13 protein-coding genes and 1 pseudogene are annotated in these 17,451 nt (G+C 73.2%); 4 read left to right on the top strand and 10 right to left on the bottom strand.

Translation table 11 applies throughout. From position 1 onward, the window contains the following. The first annotated feature begins 492 nt into the window (after window positions 1–492). On the top strand, window positions 493–1,491 hold the full coding sequence (gene trpS / locus ACWGH0_RS29920; RefSeq protein WP_453407389.1) for a tryptophan--tRNA ligase: 999 nt from the start codon (window positions 493–495) through the stop codon (window positions 1,489–1,491). A 150-nt stretch (window positions 1,492–1,641) separates the two neighbouring features. Here trpS and proC read toward each other — a convergent pair whose 3' ends face one another. From proC to ACWGH0_RS29905, 3 genes are all read right to left on the bottom strand, one after another. Further along, window positions 1,642–2,451 carry a pyrroline-5-carboxylate reductase gene (gene proC, locus ACWGH0_RS29915; RefSeq protein WP_453407388.1) on the bottom strand — a complete coding sequence of 270 codons (810 nt, stop codon included), beginning with the start codon at window positions 2,449–2,451 and terminating at the stop codon, window positions 1,642–1,644. Between the two features lie 951 nt (window positions 2,452–3,402). Then, window positions 3,403–4,140 (bottom strand): ABC transporter permease, encoded by a 738-nt coding sequence (locus ACWGH0_RS29910; protein WP_453407387.1) that lies wholly within the window; start codon window positions 4,138–4,140, stop codon window positions 3,403–3,405. Next, the gene (locus tag ACWGH0_RS29905; protein ID WP_453407386.1) at window positions 4,137–5,024 is read right to left on the bottom strand and encodes an ABC transporter ATP-binding protein; all 888 of its coding nucleotides are present in this window, start codon (window positions 5,022–5,024) and stop codon (window positions 4,137–4,139) included. Before ACWGH0_RS29905 ends, ACWGH0_RS29910 begins: the two co-directional genes overlap by 4 nt. A 243-nt stretch (window positions 5,025–5,267) precedes the next feature. Here ACWGH0_RS29905 and ACWGH0_RS29900 point away from each other — a divergent pair. Then, window positions 5,268–5,734, top strand: a pseudogene (locus tag ACWGH0_RS29900) (SulP family inorganic anion transporter); the annotation flags it as partial. A 650-nt stretch (window positions 5,735–6,384) separates the two neighbouring features. Here ACWGH0_RS29900 and ACWGH0_RS29895 read toward each other — a convergent pair. Together ACWGH0_RS29895 and ACWGH0_RS29890 are read right to left on the bottom strand one after the other, a co-directional pair. Further along, window positions 6,385–6,903 (bottom strand): hypothetical protein, encoded by a 519-nt coding sequence (locus ACWGH0_RS29895; protein ID WP_453407385.1) that lies wholly within the window; start codon window positions 6,901–6,903, stop codon window positions 6,385–6,387. A 34-nt stretch (window positions 6,904–6,937) separates the two neighbouring features. Continuing rightward, entirely contained in the window at window positions 6,938–7,258 is a 321-nt protein-coding gene (locus tag ACWGH0_RS29890; RefSeq protein ID WP_453407384.1) for a peptidase, read from the bottom strand. Between the two features lie 128 nt (window positions 7,259–7,386). Here ACWGH0_RS29890 and ACWGH0_RS29885 point away from each other — a divergent pair, with 128 nt between their 5' ends. Beyond that, window positions 7,387–9,732 carry a serine/threonine-protein kinase gene (locus tag ACWGH0_RS29885; RefSeq protein WP_453407383.1) on the top strand — a complete coding sequence of 782 codons (2,346 nt, stop codon included), beginning with the start codon at window positions 7,387–7,389 and terminating at the stop codon, window positions 9,730–9,732. Between the two features lie 273 nt (window positions 9,733–10,005). On the opposite strand, the gene ilvD is transcribed toward ACWGH0_RS29885, so the two are convergent. The 4 genes from ilvD to ACWGH0_RS29865 all read right to left on the bottom strand — a co-directional run bounded on the left by ilvD (window position 10,006) and on the right by ACWGH0_RS29865 (window position 14,545). Next, window positions 10,006–11,856 (bottom strand): dihydroxy-acid dehydratase, encoded by a 1,851-nt coding sequence (gene ilvD / locus ACWGH0_RS29880; protein WP_453407382.1) that lies wholly within the window; start codon window positions 11,854–11,856, stop codon window positions 10,006–10,008. 265 nt (window positions 11,857–12,121) lie between these two features. Beyond that, window positions 12,122–12,763, bottom strand: a complete 642-nt coding sequence (locus tag ACWGH0_RS29875; protein ID WP_453407381.1) for a TetR/AcrR family transcriptional regulator — start codon at window positions 12,761–12,763, stop codon at window positions 12,122–12,124. Further along, window positions 12,760–13,578 carry a sugar phosphate isomerase/epimerase family protein gene (locus tag ACWGH0_RS29870; protein WP_453407380.1) on the bottom strand — a complete coding sequence of 273 codons (819 nt, stop codon included), beginning with the start codon at window positions 13,576–13,578 and terminating at the stop codon, window positions 12,760–12,762. Before ACWGH0_RS29870 ends, ACWGH0_RS29875 begins: the two co-directional genes overlap by 4 nt. 34 nt (window positions 13,579–13,612) lie before the next feature. Then, window positions 13,613–14,545 carry a Ppx/GppA phosphatase family protein gene (locus ACWGH0_RS29865; protein WP_453407379.1) on the bottom strand — a complete coding sequence of 311 codons (933 nt, stop codon included), beginning with the start codon at window positions 14,543–14,545 and terminating at the stop codon, window positions 13,613–13,615. Between the two features lie 41 nt (window positions 14,546–14,586). Between ACWGH0_RS29865 and ACWGH0_RS29860 the strand changes: the two genes are divergently transcribed. Continuing rightward, the gene (locus ACWGH0_RS29860) at window positions 14,587–15,444 is read left to right on the top strand and encodes a hypothetical protein (RefSeq protein ID WP_453407378.1); all 858 of its coding nucleotides are present in this window, start codon (window positions 14,587–14,589) and stop codon (window positions 15,442–15,444) included. Window positions 15,445–15,752: 308 nt separating this feature from the next. On the opposite strand, the gene ACWGH0_RS29855 is transcribed toward ACWGH0_RS29860, so the two are convergent. Next, the gene (locus ACWGH0_RS29855) at window positions 15,753–17,450 is read right to left on the bottom strand and encodes a BACON domain-containing protein (protein WP_453407377.1); all 1,698 of its coding nucleotides are present in this window, start codon (window positions 17,448–17,450) and stop codon (window positions 15,753–15,755) included. Window position 17,451 lies beyond the last annotated feature (1 nt).

Here is a 17,451-nt window from a genome sequence, read left to right as displayed (position 1 = left end):
TTTCCCTTTCCGGCGGTTCCGACTCTATCAGATCCTTTCGGGCCTGACTCCCAGTCAGCGGGTTTCGCCTTTCCGGCTGTTGGGCCGTTCCGACGAGTGAGACATTAGCGGATTCCTGACTCCCGAGCTAATCGGGGTGTCGTTCCTTCGAACGTGGATTCCTCATTTCGCAAATGCGCACAAGAACGGGGCGACAGCAGTCGCTCGCTCAGTGGTTACTGCGGAATGGCTGTCCGGGGCCGGCCGGGGCCGGTGCTCACGTCGGACAACTCGGAGAACACTACGGAGGCGTCAATCCCCTGTCAACCGGGGGCTCCGCTGCTACGGTGAGCCCCATGACTTCGCGTACGTACACCCAGGGGTGGCGGGCCGCCTGACGGCGGCCGGCAGACACGTATGCGTTCAACGGCCGCCGCTTCGGCGGCCGTTCGTGTTTCTCCCTCCAGGGGGGCGGCTGCAGGTGGCGGCGGCTCCGACCAGGAGGCAAGAGCGATGACGCGGATCTTCAGTGGGGTCAAGCCGAGCGGGCACCTGACTCTGGGCAACTATCTCGGGGCCGTACGGCGGTGGGCCGAGGCCGATCAGCACCGGGCCGACGCGCTGTTCTGCGTGGTGGACCTGCACGCGCTGACCGTGGAGCACGATCCGGCGCGGGTACGGCGGCTCAGTCGGCAGGCGGCGACGCTGTTGCTGGCCGCGGGACTCGATCCCGCGCTGTGCACGGTGTTCGTACAGAGTCATGTGGATGAGCACGCGCGCCTGTCGTACGTACTGGAATGCACGGCCACGGACGGTGAGCTGCGGCGGATGATCCAGTACAAGGAGAAGAGCGTGCGGGCGCGGGAGGCCGGGGAGAGCGTGCGGCTGTCGTTGCTGACGTATCCGGTGCTCATGGCAGCGGACATCCTGGCCTATGGGACGGACGAGGTTCCTGTGGGGGACGACCAGACGCAGCACGTCGAGCTGACGCGGGATCTGGCGGTGCGGTTCAACCAGCGGTACGGGCACACCTTCGTCGTGCCCAGGCCCACGCGTCCGGCGGTGGCCGCCCGTGTCATGGACCTTCAGGACCCCACGTCCAAGATGGGGAAGTCGCACGCGGCCACTGCGGGAATCGTCTATCTGCTCGACGAGCCGGAGGTGGTGCGGAAGAAGATCATGCGCGCCGTCACCGACAGCGGGACCGATGTGGAGTACGACCGGGAGGAGAAGCCCGGGGTCGCAAATCTGCTCGACGTACTGGCGGCCTGTTCGGGTGGGGACCCTGCGGATCTTGCCGATGAGTACGACTCGTACGGCGCGTTGAAGAAGGACACGGCGGAGGCCGTCGTCGAACTGTTGGGACCGGTGCGGAAGCGGCATGCGGAGCTGGCGGCCGATCCCGGCCATGTGGACCAGGTGCTGCGGGAGGGGGCCGAGCGGGCTCGGGGGATGGCGCGGCCGACGGTGGATGCGGCGTATCGGGCTGTGGGGTTGTTGCCTGCGGGGTGACGGGGGCGTCGTCACCCTGCCGCGCGGTGCGCCAGGGGGTGGGGCTGGGGACGGGGGGTGGTGGGTGCGGGTCCCATGCCCCGGTCGCTGCCCTGACCTGACCTGCCCCTGGGATGGGGTGGTGCCGGGCGGGGCGCGCCGGGCGGGGTGTCAGCCCTTGCCTGAGGCGAGTTCGCGGCTGCGGTCGCGGGCTGCTTCCAGGGCGGCGATGAGGGCGGCTCGTACACCGTGGTTCTCGAGCTCGCGGATCGCGTTGATGGTCGTGCCGGCGGGGGACGTCACCGCCTCGCGGAGCTTCACCGGGTGTTCGCCGCTGTCGCGGAGCATCACCGCCGCGCCGATGGCCGCCTGGACGATCAGGTCGTGGGCCTGGGCGCGGGGCAGGCCGAGGAGGATGCCGGCGTCGGTCATCGCCTCGACCAGGTAGTAGAAGTACGCCGGGCCCGAGCCGGAGAGGGCGGTGGCCGCGTCCTGCTGCGTCTCCGGGACGCGGAGCGTCTTTCCGACGCCGCCGAAGATCTCCTCGGTGTGGAGGAGGTGCTCGGCGGTGGCGTGCGTACCGGCCGAGATGACGGACATCGCCTCGTCCACCAGGGCGGGGGTGTTCGTCATGACGCGGACCACGGGGGTGTTGGGTGCGAGGCGCTCTTCGAAGTACGCCGTGGGGATGCCGGCGGCGCCGCTGATGACGAGGCGGTCGGCGGGGACGTGCGGGGCGAGCTCGTCCAGGAGCTTGCCCATGTCCTGCGGCTTTACCGTGAGGATCAGGGTGTCGGCCCGCTTGGCGGCTTCGGCGTTGGTCACCGGCTCGACGCCGTAGCGGGCGCGGAGTTCTTCCGCGCGGTCGGCGCGGCGGGCGGTGACGAGGAGGTCGGCGGGGCGCCAGCCGGCGCGGATCATTCCGCTGAGCAGGGCCTCGCCGATCTTTCCGGTGCCGAGGACTGCGACTGTCTGGGTCATGCGGTTCACCTCGCCGGTGGGGGTGCGTGCTTGTGGGTGCGGGTCGTGCGGGTTTGTTCGGGGTGCGCGGTTGTTCGGGGTGCGCGTTGTTCTGGGGCGCCTTGGGTGCTGCGGCGTCCCGGGGACATCTTCGCACCGGGGGTGGGGGGCGGGGGGTGGTGTCCGGTGGGCGGGACGTTGCGGTGGGGGCGCGTGGGGCGGTCCGCTGCGCGGGGCCTTTTCCCCTACCCGCCCCTTCCCGAAACCGGGGGCGAGCCCCCGGGCCCCCGGACGCCCCTGCGGGCGTGTCCTCAAACGCCGGACGGGCTGGAGGGGGATACGGGGAGCGGGCAGGCGGAAGGGTGGAGCTGCGGGGTGAGGAGAGGTCGGGGGGACGTCCGTCGGCCGGTGGGGTGAGGGGTGCTGCTGCTTGGGGCGGGGTGCCGAGTTGTGGGGGCGGGCCTGTGGTGGGGGCGGGCTCCGGGCGCGTTCGGGTGCTCGCTGATGGGTGCCGGTCCTGGTGCTCGGGTGCTCCTGTTGGGCGTTGTGCGCGGGTGCGCGGCCGCTGGGTGCTCGGGTGTTGGATGCCGGTCCCGTGTCGGGTGCTTGGTGCTGAGTCCGGGTGCGTGGATGCGCGGGGGCGCGTGGGCGCGGGGGCGCGGGTGTTGGTCGCTGCCAGTGGGGTGTGGTGTGGGTGGTCGTGTGGCGGCGAGCGGGGGTGCTGCGGTGCGCATGCCAGTGGTGGGGGCGGGGGCGGGTCGAATCGTGGGTGCGATGTGGTCGTGTGATGCGAGCGGGGGGTGCTGGGGCGCGCGTGCCCAGTGTCGGGGCGGGTCCGGCTTGCGGGGTCCGGCTTGCGGGGTGCGGTGGCGGTGAGCTGGGGGGCGCGTGCATGGTGTCCCGGGAGTGGGTTGGCTTGGGGGTGCGTGAGGTGTGGGGTGGTGGGTTGGGTGTGGTGTCGGGTGGGAGGGGTTAGGGGGTGCGGCGGCGGAGGGTGGCTGCTCCTAGGGTCAGGACCAGGAGTGCGCAGGCCGCGACGATCGTCGCGTCGCGGATGAAGGTGGCTGTCAGGTCCGTGTGGCGCAGGACCTCGTTCATGCCGTCGACCGCGTACGACATGGGCAGTACGTTCGAGATCGCCTCCAGTACCGGCTGCATCGAGTCGCGCGGGGTGAACAGGCCGCACAGGAGCAGTTGCGGGAAGATCACCGCCGGCATGAACTGGACCGCCTGGAATTCCGACGCGGCGAACGCGGAGACGAAGAGGCCGAGGGCCGTTCCCAGGAGTGCGTCCAGCAGGGCGATGAGCAGGAGCAGCCAGGGGGAGCCGACCACGTCGAGATCCAGGAGCCAGAGGGATACCCCCGTGGCCAGGGCCGACTGGACGACCGCCAGGGCGCCGAAGGCCAGCGCGTAACCCGCGATCAGGTCGGCTTTGGCGAGAGGCATGGCGAGCAGGCGTTCGAGGGTGCCCGAGGTGCGTTCGCGCAGGGTGGCGATCGATGTCACCAGGAACATCGTGATCAGCGGGAAGATCCCGAGCAGTGACGCGCCGATCGAGTCGAAGGTGCGCGGCGAGGCGTCGAAGACGAAGTGCAGCAGCGTGATCATCACGACCGGGATGAGCAGCAGGAGCGCGATCGTGCGGCGGTCGTGGCGCAGCTGGGCCAGGACGCGGGCGGCGGTGGCGAGGGTGCGGGACGCGTTCATCGGACGTTCTCCTGACGGGAGTCGGCTTCGTCGACCAGGTGGAGGAACGCGTCTTCGACCGTGGCGGATCCGGTACGGGCGCGGAGGGCGTCGGGAGTGCCCTCGGCGAGGATCTCCCCCTCGCGCATGAGCAGGAGGCGGTGGCAGCGCTCGGCCTCGTCCATCACGTGGGAGGAGACGAGGAGGGTCGTGCCCCGGTCCGCGAGGGTGTGGAAGAGGGTCCACAGGTCGCGGCGCAGGACCGGGTCGAGGCCGACGGTCGGCTCGTCGAGTACGAGGAGTTCGGGCGTACCCAGCAGGGCTACGGCCAGGGACACCCGGCTGCTCTGGCCGCCGGAGAGGTTGCCGGCCAGGGCGTTGGCGTGCGAAGTGAGGTCGACGTCGGCGATGGCGCGGGCGACGGCCTCGTGACGGGCTTCGCGGTGGTCGCGGCCGGGTCGGAGGACTTCGGCGAAGTAGTCGAGGTTCTGGCGCACGGTCAGGTCGGCGTACACGGAGGGGGCCTGGGTGACGTAGCCGATGCGGGGGCGCAGGGTGGCGGCGCCTGCGGGGTGGCCGAGGACTTCGAGGGTGCCGGTGACCTTGGCCTGGGCGCCGACGACGGCGCGCATGAGCGTCGTCTTGCCGCAGCCGGAAGGGCCGAGGAGGCCGGTGATCCTGCCCTTGGCGACGGTGAAGCGGAGGCCGCGCAGGACGGTGCGGGCGCCGCGTACGACGGTGAGGTCGGTCGCCGTTACGGCCGGGGCGTCCGGTCGGGCGGTCGGATCAGTGGCGGTGGGCGCGCCGGCCGGGGCGGTGGGAGTGGTGGCGCCGGTGGGGGTGGTCGGGCCTGTAGGGGTGGTCGGGCCGGTCCGGCCGGTCGAGCTCGACGAATAATTCATCATGCGTTGAATATGCTCCCGAGGGGTTCTCGCGTCAAGGCGGTGGGACGGAAGGGTTCGGTCGCGGTGGGGCGCGGGCGGGCGTGCGGGGGCGGCGCAGGCGGGCGAGGGCGTGACCGGAAGCGGAGCGTCCGTCTCCTCCACGCTTCGGTGGACACCCATCCGTCACGGAAAGTCCTGGGATGCCCAACTCACCGCACGGACGATGAGTTTCGCAGCACTTTGTCCAGCTGACGGAGGTGCCTCTTGCGATGCCTGTCGTTGCGCAGGGCCGACTTCACCGCCTCACTCGTCGTCTTCCTGGTCGCCCTGCCGCTTTGTGTGGGCGTCGCCGTCGCGTCCGGCCGGTTGGCCGAGCTGGGGCTGATCACCGGCATCGTCGGCGGGCTCGTCGCTGGTTCCCTCCCCGGCAGCAGCCTGCACGTCAGCGGCCCGGCGGCGGGGCTCACCGTGCTCGTGTACGAGGCCGTCCAGCGTTACGGCGTCGGGGCCCTGGGGGTGCTGGTGGGTGCCGCCGGGCTGGTGCAGGTGGCCATGGGGCCCTACGGCTCGGGCGGTGGTTCCGGGCCGTCTCCGTCGCCGTCGTGCAGGGGATGCTGGCCGGGATCGGGCTGGTCCTGGTGACCGGGCAGGTGTACGCGATGGCCGACGGACAGGCGCCCGCCGGCGGAGTGGCGAAGGCGCTCGGGCTGCCGGAACTTGTGAGGGGGACCGGGGGGGGTCGGAAGCCGTCCGGCGGGAGACCGCTGTCGGAGGACAGGACACCGTCGGACCGCAGAAGCCCCTCGGCTCCCAGGCGGCTGGTGGCGGGGAGTCGGCCGTGGGGACGGAGGCCGTCCGGCCGAAGAACAACGTCGGGGCACCGAACGTCGTTGGGCCCGAGACAGGTGGAGGTACGGGGCCGGCCTTGGGGACGGGAACCGCCCGGCGGCAGAACAACGTCGGGACACCGATCACGGTCGGGTGCGAGACGGGTGGAGGCGCGGGGCAGGCCCTGGAAGCGGATGCCGCCCGGCGGCAGAACGCCGTCGGGTCCGAGGTGGCTGGGGGTGGGGCGCAGGCCTTGGGCGCGGAAGCCGCTCGGCTGCGGAAGGCCGTCGGGTCCGAGGCGGCCGAGGGCAGGGGCGGCGGGGTGGCTTCGCCTCTGGTGGCGTGAGGGGCGGGTTGGGGACGCTCGCGGGGCGGGCGGGGACGTCGGGTGGCCTCGGTGTCGGTGCCTGGGGAGGCCCGGTGGGGGGGCTTTCGGCGGGAGTGGTTCGGGGCCGCCGGTACGCGTCAGGCGGGAGGACGGCATTGGGGTTGGGGGAGCTCGTGCGGTGCGGGTGGTGTGGGGGCCGTCGGGTGGCGCGCTGTGTGTGTGGGGTCAGCGGCGCTTTCGGTGGGGTTTGCGGGCTGCGGGGTTGCCCGTGCGGTTGCCTCGGCGGCGTTCGTACTGGGTGACGGCCTGTTCGTACTCGCTGCGGCGCAGCTTCTCGCCGGGGGCCTCCGTGAGCGCGCGGAAGAAGTACGCGAGGAGCGAGCCGACGAAGCCGATGGCCTTCAGGGTGCGCAGCTGGGCCTCGGCCACCGGGTCGGGGCGGCGTGCGTACCCCTCCCAGGTGCGGCGGAAGGCGATGGCGCTGCAGATCGCGAACATGGCGACGACCAGGAGGTTCACGAACCCGCCGACGTCCGCGATCGCCAGGCCCTGGTAGGCGAAGCGCAGGACGAGGCAGCCGGCGACAGCGGCTGCCAGCGAGCCCACGGCGACCCCGGCCCGGCGCAGCCCGTACCCGTTGTCGCGGCTCACCCAGGTCGTGCCGAAGAACCGGATGGGTTCGGGTCGGGGGCCGCCGCTCGCGGGCGCGGTGGGGGGCGGGGTGCCGTCGGTGTTCTCGCTCACGGGGTCGATTATCCCCGGCGGGCGAGCGGGCGGATCAGGCGCAGCGGACGGCCACGTACCCGTCGCTGCCGGTCCTGATGTACGCGTCCGACACGAACTGGCCGTTGGCGATGTTGGACCAGAGGTTCGTCGTGCCGTACGGACCGGTCACCGTCGTTCCGGGGCACTGGCAGTTGATCGGGACGCGTGCGTCGTACGGCAGGACCTTGACGATCCGGTAGTGGGTGCCGGGGCCGCTGCGTACGTTCACCCGGTAGCCCGGGGCCACCGGATAGCGCACCGCCAAGGTCTCCGCGGTGGCGGCGATCTCCTCCGCGGCGTCCACCACGTTGTCCTCGACTTCTCCTACGGCCATGAGGCCCCTCCCCCGTCGGTGTTCCTTCTCCGTACGCCGCGCAGGCTAGCAAGCCCCACCGACATCGCACGCATCATCGACTAGGCTCCGTGCGTCTCGCTTGCGGACGATTCACACGGGGGTGGACGATGCCGCCGCTGCGCAGCACCGGGAGGTCACCGGAAGCGGAGCATCCGGACTATGCCGGGCAGTACCGGCTCGAAGCCGTGCTCGGCTCCGGAGGCATGGGGGTGGTCCATCTGGCCACCTCGGGCTCCGGGTTGCGTCTCGCCGTCAAGGTGGTGCACGCCGACTTCGCGGCGGATCCCGAGTTCAGGGCGCGTTTCCGGCAGGAGGTCTCCGCCGCGCGGCGGGTGAGCGGCGCGTTCACCGCGCCGGTCGTGGACGCCGACACGGACGCCGAACGCCCCTGGATGGCGACCCTGTTCATTGAGGGCCCCACCCTCGCCGAGCGCGTCAAGCGGAACGGTCCGCTGAGTACGCCGGAGTTGCTGAGGCTCGGCGCGGGGCTGGCCGAGTCGCTGCGGGACATCCACCGGGCCGGCGTGGTGCACCGCGATCTCAAGCCGAGCAACGTGCTGCTGGCGGCGGACGGGCCCAAGGTCATCGACTTCGGCATCTCCCGTCCGGCGGACAGCGATCTGCGTACGGAGACGGGCAAGCTGATCGGAACGCCGCCGTTCATGGCGCCCGAGCAGTTCCAGCGCCCGCGCGAGGTGGGGCCGGCCGCCGATGTGTTCGCGATGGGGTCCGTACTGGTGCACGCGGCCACCGGGCGCGGGCCGTTCGACTCCGACAGCCCGTACATCGTGGCGTACCAGGTGGTGCACGACGAGCCGGACCTGACGGGCGTACCGGAAGCTCTGGCGCCGTTGTTCGCGCGCTGCCTCGCGAAGGAGCCCGCCGACCGGCCGACGCCTGACGCGCTGATGGCGGCGCTGCGGTCGGCGGCGTACCCGACGTCCGCCGACACGCAGGCGTTCATACCGGCGCAGCGTGTCGCGGAGGCGTGGGCGCACGGCGGGGCGGGACGGGACGCGGTGGGGCGGGAGCTGTCGGCGCGGGACGTGTCGGGTCGGGACCTGTCGGCGCGGGACGAGTCGGCGCCGGGGACAGCGGGGGGCCGAGCGGCCGGCTCGGCGGGCGCGGTGGGCGGCTCGGGTGCTGCGGTTTCGGGCGACGGTGAGGTGGCCGGTCCCGCGGGCGCGGTGGCCGGGCGCGGGGCGTCCGGTGCTGCGGCGGCCCGGCGCGCCGGCGGTGCGCGGCGTACCCGTCGGGCCGTGCTCGCCGTGGCCCTGGCCGCGCTCGTCGTGGGCGGCGGCCTCGGCGTACGCGCGCTGGTGGACGACGGCCGGGCCGGCCCGGCGCCCGCCGTGGAGGGGAAGCGGGGTACGGCCGCCGGAGCGGCCGTGCGCCCCTGGGACGTGTCGCTGCGGGGCGGCGCCGGAAGCAACCCGCCCGCCTGTTCGTACGCGGGCGGCTCCCTCTACTGCGGCGCGCGCGGCGTGGCGGCCTCCCGGCTCGACCCGGCGGACGGCGAGATCGGCTGGTCGAAGAAGGCGGCCGACACCTCCCGCTCCTCCCTCGACGACGGCACGCCCGTCCTCGCCGGTGGGCTGCTGCACGTCGTACCGCCCGGCGGGGAGCGGCTGGACGCCCTGGATCCGCGTACCGGCGCCCGGCGCTGGAGCGTGGAACTGTCCGGCGGCCCGCTCGTCCGTCACGCCGCGGACGTGGTGCTCCTCGTGAGCGCGGACGGGACCGTCAAGGCCCTCGACAACACCACCGGCGAGGCCCTCTGGACCCGCCGCCACGGCGGCACCGGCTCCCTGTGGGTCACGTCGTCCGACGGCGAGGGGCCCGTGTACGCCGCCACCCCGTCGCAGGACGGTACGTCGACCACGGTCGCGGCGGTGGACCCCGGCAGCGGCGAACCGCTGTGGGAGGAGCGGCTGGACGGGATGCTCAGCCCGGTCTCCGTCTCGGGCGGGGCGCTGTTCCTGTTGGACGACGACACCGACGGCCTGACTCGGGCGGTCGTACGCCTCGACACCGACGCCCGGACCGCCCGCCGGATCCCGCTCGTCACGCCGCTCGACCAGGCGCAGGCCGCGGTGCGGGGGAACACGGCGTACCTCTTCGGCGTCAACGGCTCGCTGGTCGCCGTCGACACGGGCCGTGCGGGCGGCGCCGAGCGGGCGCAGCGGTGGCGGCTGGAGACGTCGGTCAGCCGGGCCTCGCGGCCGGTCGTCACGGCGGACCGCGTCTACCTTTCGGCGGCGGACGGGCGGCTGCTGGCGGTGGACGCCGCCCGGGGGAAGCTGCTGGGCCAGACAGCGCCCCGCATGGGCACGGGGCGGTACACCTTCGCGGCTGCGCTGCCCGCTCCCGTCGTCGCTCCGGGCAGGGTGTTCGCCACCGCGCCCGACGGGTCGGTCTTCGCGGTGGCGGACGAGGACCCGGCGCGCTGGTGACAGGATCCGGCGCGCCCGGTGGCGGCGCTGCGGCGCAGAGACTCCGCCGGTGAACGACGGCGGACGGTGGCGGCGCTGCGGCGCGGAGACTCCGCCGGTGAACGACGGCGGGCGGGGCCGGGGTGTGCCCGGCCCCGCCCGCTCGTGACGGCCGCTTGCAATCGCCCGCCGTCCCGGTCGCCGCTCGTATCAGCCGCTACGGTCGCCCGCCGCCCCGGTCGCCCGGGCCGCTTCCGTCGCCCGCCGTCCCGGTCGCTCGCCGCAGGCCGCCGCTCAGCCCAGCTTCGTGACGTCGCGCACCGCGCCCTTGTCGGCGCTGGTCGCCATCGCCGCGTACGCGCGCAGGGCCTGGGAGACCTTGCGCTCCCGGTTCTTCGGGGCGTAGACGCCGCCGAGGGCCTCGCGGCGGGCCGCCAGCTCCTCGTCCGTGACAAGCAGTTCGATGCTGCGGTTGGGGATGTCGATGCGGATGCGGTCGCCGTCCTCGACGAGCGCGATCGTGCCGCCGGACGCCGCCTCGGGTGAGGCGTGGCCGATGGACAGGCCCGACGTACCGCCCGAGAAGCGGCCGTCCGTGACGAGCGCGCAGGTCTTGCCGAGGCCGCGGCCCTTGAGGAAGGACGTCGGGTAGAGCATCTCCTGCATGCCCGGGCCGCCGCGCGGGCCCTCGTAGCGGATGACGACGACGTCGCCGTGCGTGATCTCCTTGCGGAGGATCTTGTCGACGGCCTCGTCCTGCGACTCGCAGACGACGGCCGGGCCCTCGAACGTCCAGATCGACTCGTCGACGCCGGCGGTCTTGACGACGCAGCCGTCGACGGCGAGGTTGCCCTTGAGGACGGCCAGGCCGCCGTCCTTGGAGTACGCGTGCTCGACGGAGCGGATGCAGCCGCCCTCGGCGTCCGTGTCCAGGGTGTCCCACCGCTCGGACTGCGAGAAGGCGGTCGCGGAGCGGACGCAGCCGGGGGCCGCGTGCCAGAGCTCGACGGCCTCGTCGGACGCCGAGCCGCCGCGCACGTCCCAGGTCTTCAGCCACTCGGCGAGGGTGTCGGAGTGGACGCTGCGCACGTCCTCGTTCAGCAGGCCGCCGCGGTACAGCTCACCGAGGATGGCGGGGATGCCGCCCGCCCGGTGGACGTCCTCCATGTAGTACGTGCCGCCGGGCGCCACGTTCGGCGCGACCTTGGCCAGGCACGGGACGCGGCGCGAGACCTCGTCCATGTCGTCGAGCCCGAAGTCGAGCTCGGCCTCCTGGGCGGCGGCCAGCAGGTGCAGGATCGTGTTGGTGGAGCCGCCCATCGCGATGTCGAGCGCCATGGCGTTCTCGAACGCGGCCCGGCTCGCGATGCTGCGCGGCAGGACGGTCGCGTCGTCCTGCTCGTAGTGGCGCTTGGTGATCTCGACGATCGTGCGGCCGGCGTTCTCGTACAGCGCCTTGCGGGCGGTGTGCGTGGCGAGGACCGAGCCGTTGCCGGGCAGGGCCAGGCCGATGGCCTCGGCGAGGCAGTTCATCGAGTTGGCGGTGAACATGCCGGAACAGGAGCCGCAGGTCGGACAGGCGTTCTCCTCGATGCGGAGGATGTCCTCGTCCGAGATCTTGTCGTTGACCGCGTCGGAGATCGCGTCGACCAGGTCGAGCTTGCGGACGGTGCCGTCGACCAGCGTGGCCTTGCCGGCCTCCATCGGGCCGCCGGAGACGAAGATCGTGGGGATGTTGAGGCGCAGGGCGGCCATCAGCATGCCCGGCGTGATCTTGTCGCAGTTCGAGATGCAGATCAGCGCGTCGGCGCAGTGCGCCTCGACCATGTACTCGACGGAGTCGGCGATCAGGTCGCGGGAGGGCAGGGAGTACAGCATTCCGCCGTGGCCCATCGCGATGCCGTCGTCGACCGCGATCGTGTTGAACTCGCGCGGCACCGCGCCCGCCGCAAGGATGGCGTCGGAGACGATCCGGCCGACCGGCGCGAGGTGCGTGTGGCCGGGGACGAACTCGGTGAAGGAGTTCGCGACCGCGATGATCGGCTTCCCGATGTCCGCGCCCGCTACGCCCGACGCCCGCATAAGGGCGCGCGCGCCCGCCATGTTGCGGCCGTGGGTGACTGTGCGGGACCTCAGCTCGGGCATCGTCGCTCGCTCCTTAGGCAGATGGGACGTACGAGGCTTACTCACGAGAGTAACTTCGAGCGTACGCCTCGGATCCACGATCCGGACAGGTCGTCCGTTATACGGGACGGGCCGCTCGGTGTACGGTCACGCCTCGCGCGGGGCACGGGCCGCATCCGCCGGCATCGCGCGGGCGCGTGCCGCGGGTCACGCCTCGCACCACGCGGCGGATCAGCGTCGGAGCGCCCCGGATCACGCGATGGATCAGCCTCGCGTCAGCCCCGGGTCACGCCTCGGCGAGGTACCGCTGGAGTGTCGGGGCGACCGTGGCGATGATCTGCTCGGGGTCCGCCGACGCCAGTGGCTCCGCCTTGATCACGTACCGCATGAGCGCGATCCCCACCATGTGCGAGGCGGCCAGCTCCGCCCGGAAGGTCGGATCGGGTACGTCGAGCTCCGCCGCCACCCGCTCCAGCAGCCGCCGCAGCACGAACGTGCGCAGTACCGTCGCCGCCGTCTCGTTGGTCAGGGCCGACCGCACGATCGCGAGGAGCGGGGCCCTGGTCGCCGGGTTCTCCCACACGCCGATGAAATAGCGGGCCAGACGCTCGCCGATGCCGTCACTGCCGCCCTCGCCCAGGACGGCGGGCACCACGAGGGCCGGCTCGAAGGAGATCTCGATGGCGGCCGCGAAGACGTCGTCCTTCGTGCCGAAGTAGTGGTGGACGAGCGCCGCGTCGACGCCCGCCGCCTTCGCGATGCCGCGCATCGAGGTCTTGTCGTACCCGCGCTCGGCGAACTCGTCCCGGGCCGCCGCGAGGATCCGCTCGCGGGCGCCGGGGCCGGCGTCCTGGGGCGAGCGGCGCGGGCGGCCCCGGCGGCGCGGCCCGGTCGGCGGCGTACCGCCGTCGGCGCCGGCAGCGGTCACGGGCGCGACACCCGGGACGCCAGGTGCAGCCGGGTGAAGGCGAGGGCCTCCGCGAGGTCAGCCTCGCGTTCGGCGGACGACATGGCGCGGCGGGTGTTGACCTCGATGACCACATGGCCGTCGAAGCCGTTGCGGGCGAGGCGCTCCAGGAGCTCGGCGCAGGGCTGGTTGCCGCGGCCCGGCACCAGGTGTTCGTCCTTCGCCGATCCCCTGCCGTCCGCGAGGTGGACGTGGCCGAGCCGGTCGCCCATCCGGTCGACCATCGCCATGGTGTCGGTGCGGGCGGTCGCGGTGTGCGACAGGTCGACGGTGAAGTGCCGGTAGTCGTCCTTGGTCACGTCCCACTCGGGGGCGTACGCCAGCATCTCGCGGTCCTTGTAGCGCCACGGGTACATGTTCTCGACGGCGAACCGGACGTCCGTCTCGTCCGCCATCCGCCAGATCCCGTCGACGAAGTCCCGGGCGTACTGCCGCTGCCAGCGAAAGGGCGGGTGGACGACCACCGCCGAGGCGCCGAGCTTCTCGGCGGCCGCCTGCGCCCGCCGGAGTTTGGTCCACGGGTCGGTGGTCCACACCCGCTGGGTGATCAGGAGGCAGGGTGCGTGCACGGCCAGGACCGGGACGCCGTGGTAGTCGGAGAGTCTGCGCAGCGCCTCGATGTCCTGGCTGACGGGGTCCGTCCACACCATGACCTCGACACCGTCGTAGCCGAGGCGTGCGGCGATCTCGAAGGCCGTCGCCGTCGACTCCGGGTACACCGACGCCGTGGACAGCGCGACCTTCGCATCAGGAATGCGCACCACTGGTTCTGCCACGAGGAACAGCCTACGGGCCGTCACCCGGTGCATGTCAGGCGGTCGGCAGATGATCCAGGCGGCGCAGGATGACGCCCTCGCGCAGTGCCCAGGGGCAGATTTCCAGGGCGTCGACGCCGAAAAGGTCCATCGCCCCCTCCGCGACCAGGGCTCCTGCCAGCAGTTGCGCGGCGCGGCCCGCCGAGACGCCGGGCAGGCCGGCGCGCTGCGACATCGGCATCGCGGCGAGTTTGGGCACCCACTCCTCCAGCGAGGTGCGACTCAGCTCACGCTGTACGTACGGCCCGTCGGCGGAGCGGGCCGCGCCCGCGATCCTGGCCAGCTGCCGGAAGGTCTTGGACGTCGCCACCACGTGGTCGGGGGTGCCGCGGCGGGCGAAATCGCCGACCGTACGGGCGATCTGCGCCCGTACGTGACGGCGCAGCGCCTTCACGTCCTGCTGGTCGGGCGGGTCGCCCGGCAGCCAGCCGGCGGTGAGCCGGCCCGCGCCGAGCGGCAGGGACACCGCCGCGTCGGGTTCCTCGTCCATGCCGTACGCGATCTCCAGTGAGCCGCCGCCGATGTCGAGGACCAGCAGCTTCCCCGCCGACCAGCCGTACCAGCGGCGGGCGGCGAGGAAGGTCAGGCGGGCCTCCTCGGCGCCGCTCAGCACCTGGAGGTCGATCCCCGTCTCGGCCTTGACGCGGGCCAGTACCTCGTCGGCGTTGGTGGCCTCGCGCACGGCGGACGTCGCGAACGGCAGGACGTCCTCGCAGCCCTTGTCCTCGGCGGCCTGCACCGCGCCGGCGATGGTCGTCACGAGCCGGTCGACGCCGTCGGCGCCTATGGCCCCGTCCGCGTCGAGGAGCTCGGCGAGGCGGAGCTCGGCCTTGTGCGAGTGGGCGGGCAGGGGGCAGGCGCCGGGGTGCGCGTCGACCACCAGCAGATGAACCGTGTTCGAACCCACGTCGAGGACTCCGAGTCTCATAGGCGGAACGCTACTGCGGCGACGCGCTTACCCTTGGCCCCGTGTCGAAGACGAAAAAGGCGAAGCCGGGCAAAGCCGAAACGCTGAAGCAGCCGAAGCCGCCGAAGACGATTCCCCCTGTCGTGCCCGTCCAGGACGAGAAGGGCGGGCTGGACTTCGCCCGCGCCTGGGTCGAGTTCCCCGACCCCGCCGACGACGAGCAGGTCTTCCGCTGCGACCTGACGTGGCTGACATCACGCTGGAGCTGCATCTTCGGCAGCGGCTGCCAGGGCATCCAGGCGGGGCGCGCGGACGACGGCTGCTGCACGCTGGGGGCGCACTTCTCCGACGAGGACGACGAGAAGCGCGTCGCGGGGCACGTGGCGCGCCTCACCCCGGACGTGTGGCAGTTCCACGGCGTCGGTACGGAGTCGGGCTGGACGCAGACGGACGAGGACGGCGAACGCCAGACGCGGCGCTGGGAGGGGTCCTGCATCTTCCAGAACCGTCCCGGGTTCGCGGGCGGGGCGGGGTGCTCGCTGCACATCCTGGCGCTGAAGGAGGGCAGGGAGCCGCTGGAGACGAAGCCGGACGTGTGCTGGCAGCTGCCGGTGCGGCGTACGTACGACTGGATCGACCGGCCCGACGACACGCGCGTCCTGCAGATCTCGATCGGTGAGTACGACCGGCGGGGGTGGGGGCCCGGAGGGCACGACCTGCACTGGTGGTGCACGTCGGCGACGTCGGCGCACGGGGCGGGGGAGCCGGTGTACGTGACGTACCGGCCGGAGCTCACGGAGCTGATGGGTGGGGCGGCTTACGCGCGGCTGGTGGAGCTGTGCGAGGAGCGGCTGGCCGCGCTGCTGCCGATGGCTCCGCATCCGGCGGATCCGGTGGGGGGCGCGGAGGGGTCTGGCTGACGGGTGCGCCGGTGGGGGCGGTGCGGGTGTGCGGGGCGGCTGCAGTGGCGCTGCGGTTCGGGTCTGAGTGGTGCGCGGGCGCTGCGGGTGCGGGTTGCCTGCGGCGCTTTCCCCTACCCGCCCCTTCCCGAAACCGGAGGGCGGGCCCCCCGGGCCCCCGGACGCCCTGCGGGCGTGTCCTCAAACGCCGGACGGGCTGGATTTCGCGTATCCGGTGCGCTTCCAGGGCCCCGACGGGCGGGATTGCGCAGTCGACGCCGTCGGCACGGTCCTTCCAGGCTGACGTCGCGCCGGACCGCCCCAGAGGGCTACGGCGTCGGTGACGTCGTGTCCGGTGGGGGCGGGTCCGAGGGGGGTGGTGGGGGTGTCGACTCCGTCGGGGGTGGGTCCGTCGGGGTGGGCGGGGGTGTCGACTCCGTGGGGGTCGGGTCCGGGGTCGTCGGGGGCGGGGTCGGGTCCGGGGGCGGGGGCGTCGAGGGGCGCGGGTCCGGTGTCGTGGGGGGTGGCGTGGTGCGGCCGTGGCCGCGCACCGCGATCACCGCGCCGGTCGGGTCGATCCCGATCCGTGCCTGCCACGGCCCCGCCGGCTCGCGCTCGTGGTCGACGGACACGTACAGCGTGAGCGACCGGCCGGGTGCGAGCGTGCCGGAGGTCTCGCTCAGGTAGAGCCACGGCGCATTCGTCCACGCCGACCAGGACACCGGCGAGTCGCCCCGCGCGGTCAGGGTGACGACCGTCGTGCTGCCCGCCGGCCGCGCCTCCACCGTCAGCCGGCCCGCACCGGACTCCCCCGGCTCGCCAGGCATCGACGTACCGCCGCTGACAACCTCGACCGACACGTCGGGGGTCCGGCCGCCCGCGGTGAAGTCGGGGTCGGGGGTCGTGCGGGCGTTGCCCGTGTTCTCGTACGCGGGGCCGCCCGCGCCGCCCGGGCCGCCGTCGAGTCCTTCGGCCTCGTCCGCCTCGCCGGCCGTGACCGACGCGCCGCCGTGGCTCTCGCCGGTGAGGGGGGCGCCCCGGTACGCCGCCCACAGCGCGAACACGGGGGCGGCGACGACGGTCGCCACGACCGTCGTCGTGACCGCCCTGGTCCGCAGCCGGTCGCGCCGCGCCGCGTGGTCCTTGGGGTCGAGCGGGAAGCCGTCGCGGCCGAAGCGGGGACCGGCGACCCGCGCCCTCGGGACGTTCGACATCGCCGCGTACGCCGCCGCACGCTCCGCCTCGACCACCGGCAGCGCGGCCGGTGTCGCCGCGACGGTGCCCGGCCAGGGCCCGCCGGCCCCGGCCCGCTCGGCGGAACGCCGGCAGCGCGGGCAGTCGTCGACGTGCCGTACGAGCTCGTGGCGCAGGGCGGCGCCGAGCAGGACCTGGTTGTCCCCGGTCAGCCGGGCGACGGTCGGACAGCTGCCGCTCTCCACGACGGCCAGCGCCGCCCGGGTCCGCTCCACCTCGCACGCCGCGGCGGCCAGCAGTTCGCGGGCGGCCGGGTAGTCCATGCCCAGGACGGCCGCCACCTCGCGCGGGCCGAGTCCGTGGCGTACGGCCAGCTCCAGCGCCTCACGCTGCGCGGGGGTGGTGCCGGCCGCCTCGGGCCAGGCCAGCAGCGCCAGCTCGCGCTGCCGGCGTACGGCGGTCTCCTCCGGCACGGCCGGGCCGGGGGCGGTGCGGGCGCGGTGGCCGCCGTGCGCCCCCTGCCGCCGGCGCTTCTGTTCGGCGACGCGGCGGCGGCAGGCCCACCGCGCCAGCGCGTACAGCCATGCCTTGCGCTCCGGCTCGCGGGACGGGGACCGGCCGAAGTGGCGCTCCGCGACGGCCAGTACGTCGCCGAGGACCGCCGTCGCCGCGTCGTGGTCGCAGAGCACCGACAGGCAGTACGTGAACAGGCCGTCGAGGTACGGCTCGTACCGTGCCGGCGGGGCCTGCGCGAGCGTCGGCCGGGGCGCACGGCTCTGCGCCCGGTGTGCGCCGGTGGTGTGCGTAGGGGGCTCCAGCCTGCTGCTTGTCACC

The sequence above is a fragment of the Streptomyces sp. NPDC054887 genome, assembly GCF_053610585.1.
The sequence above is the reverse complement of the archived record's forward strand: the minus strand, read 5'-3'. Positions and strand labels throughout refer to the sequence as shown.

Excerpts from the sequence above, each read along its gene's own strand:
- trpS (WP_453407389.1), top strand. The coding sequence starts at position 493 with ATGACGCGGATCTTCAGTGGGGTCAAGCCGAGCGGGCACCTGACTCTG.
- proC (WP_453407388.1), bottom strand. The coding sequence starts at position 2,451 with ATGACCCAGACAGTCGCAGTCCTCGGCACCGGAAAGATCGGCGAGGCC.
- ACWGH0_RS29910 (WP_453407387.1), bottom strand. The coding sequence starts at position 4,140 with ATGAACGCGTCCCGCACCCTCGCCACCGCCGCCCGCGTCCTGGCCCAG.
- ACWGH0_RS29905 (WP_453407386.1), bottom strand. The coding sequence starts at position 5,024 with ATGATGAATTATTCGTCGAGCTCGACCGGCCGGACCGGCCCGACCACC.
- ACWGH0_RS29890 (WP_453407384.1), bottom strand. The coding sequence starts at position 7,258 with ATGGCCGTAGGAGAAGTCGAGGACAACGTGGTGGACGCCGCGGAGGAG.
- ACWGH0_RS29885 (WP_453407383.1), top strand. The coding sequence starts at position 7,387 with ATGCCGCCGCTGCGCAGCACCGGGAGGTCACCGGAAGCGGAGCATCCG.
- ilvD (WP_453407382.1), bottom strand. The coding sequence starts at position 11,856 with ATGCCCGAGCTGAGGTCCCGCACAGTCACCCACGGCCGCAACATGGCG.
- ACWGH0_RS29865 (WP_453407379.1), bottom strand. The coding sequence starts at position 14,545 with ATGAGACTCGGAGTCCTCGACGTGGGTTCGAACACGGTTCATCTGCTG.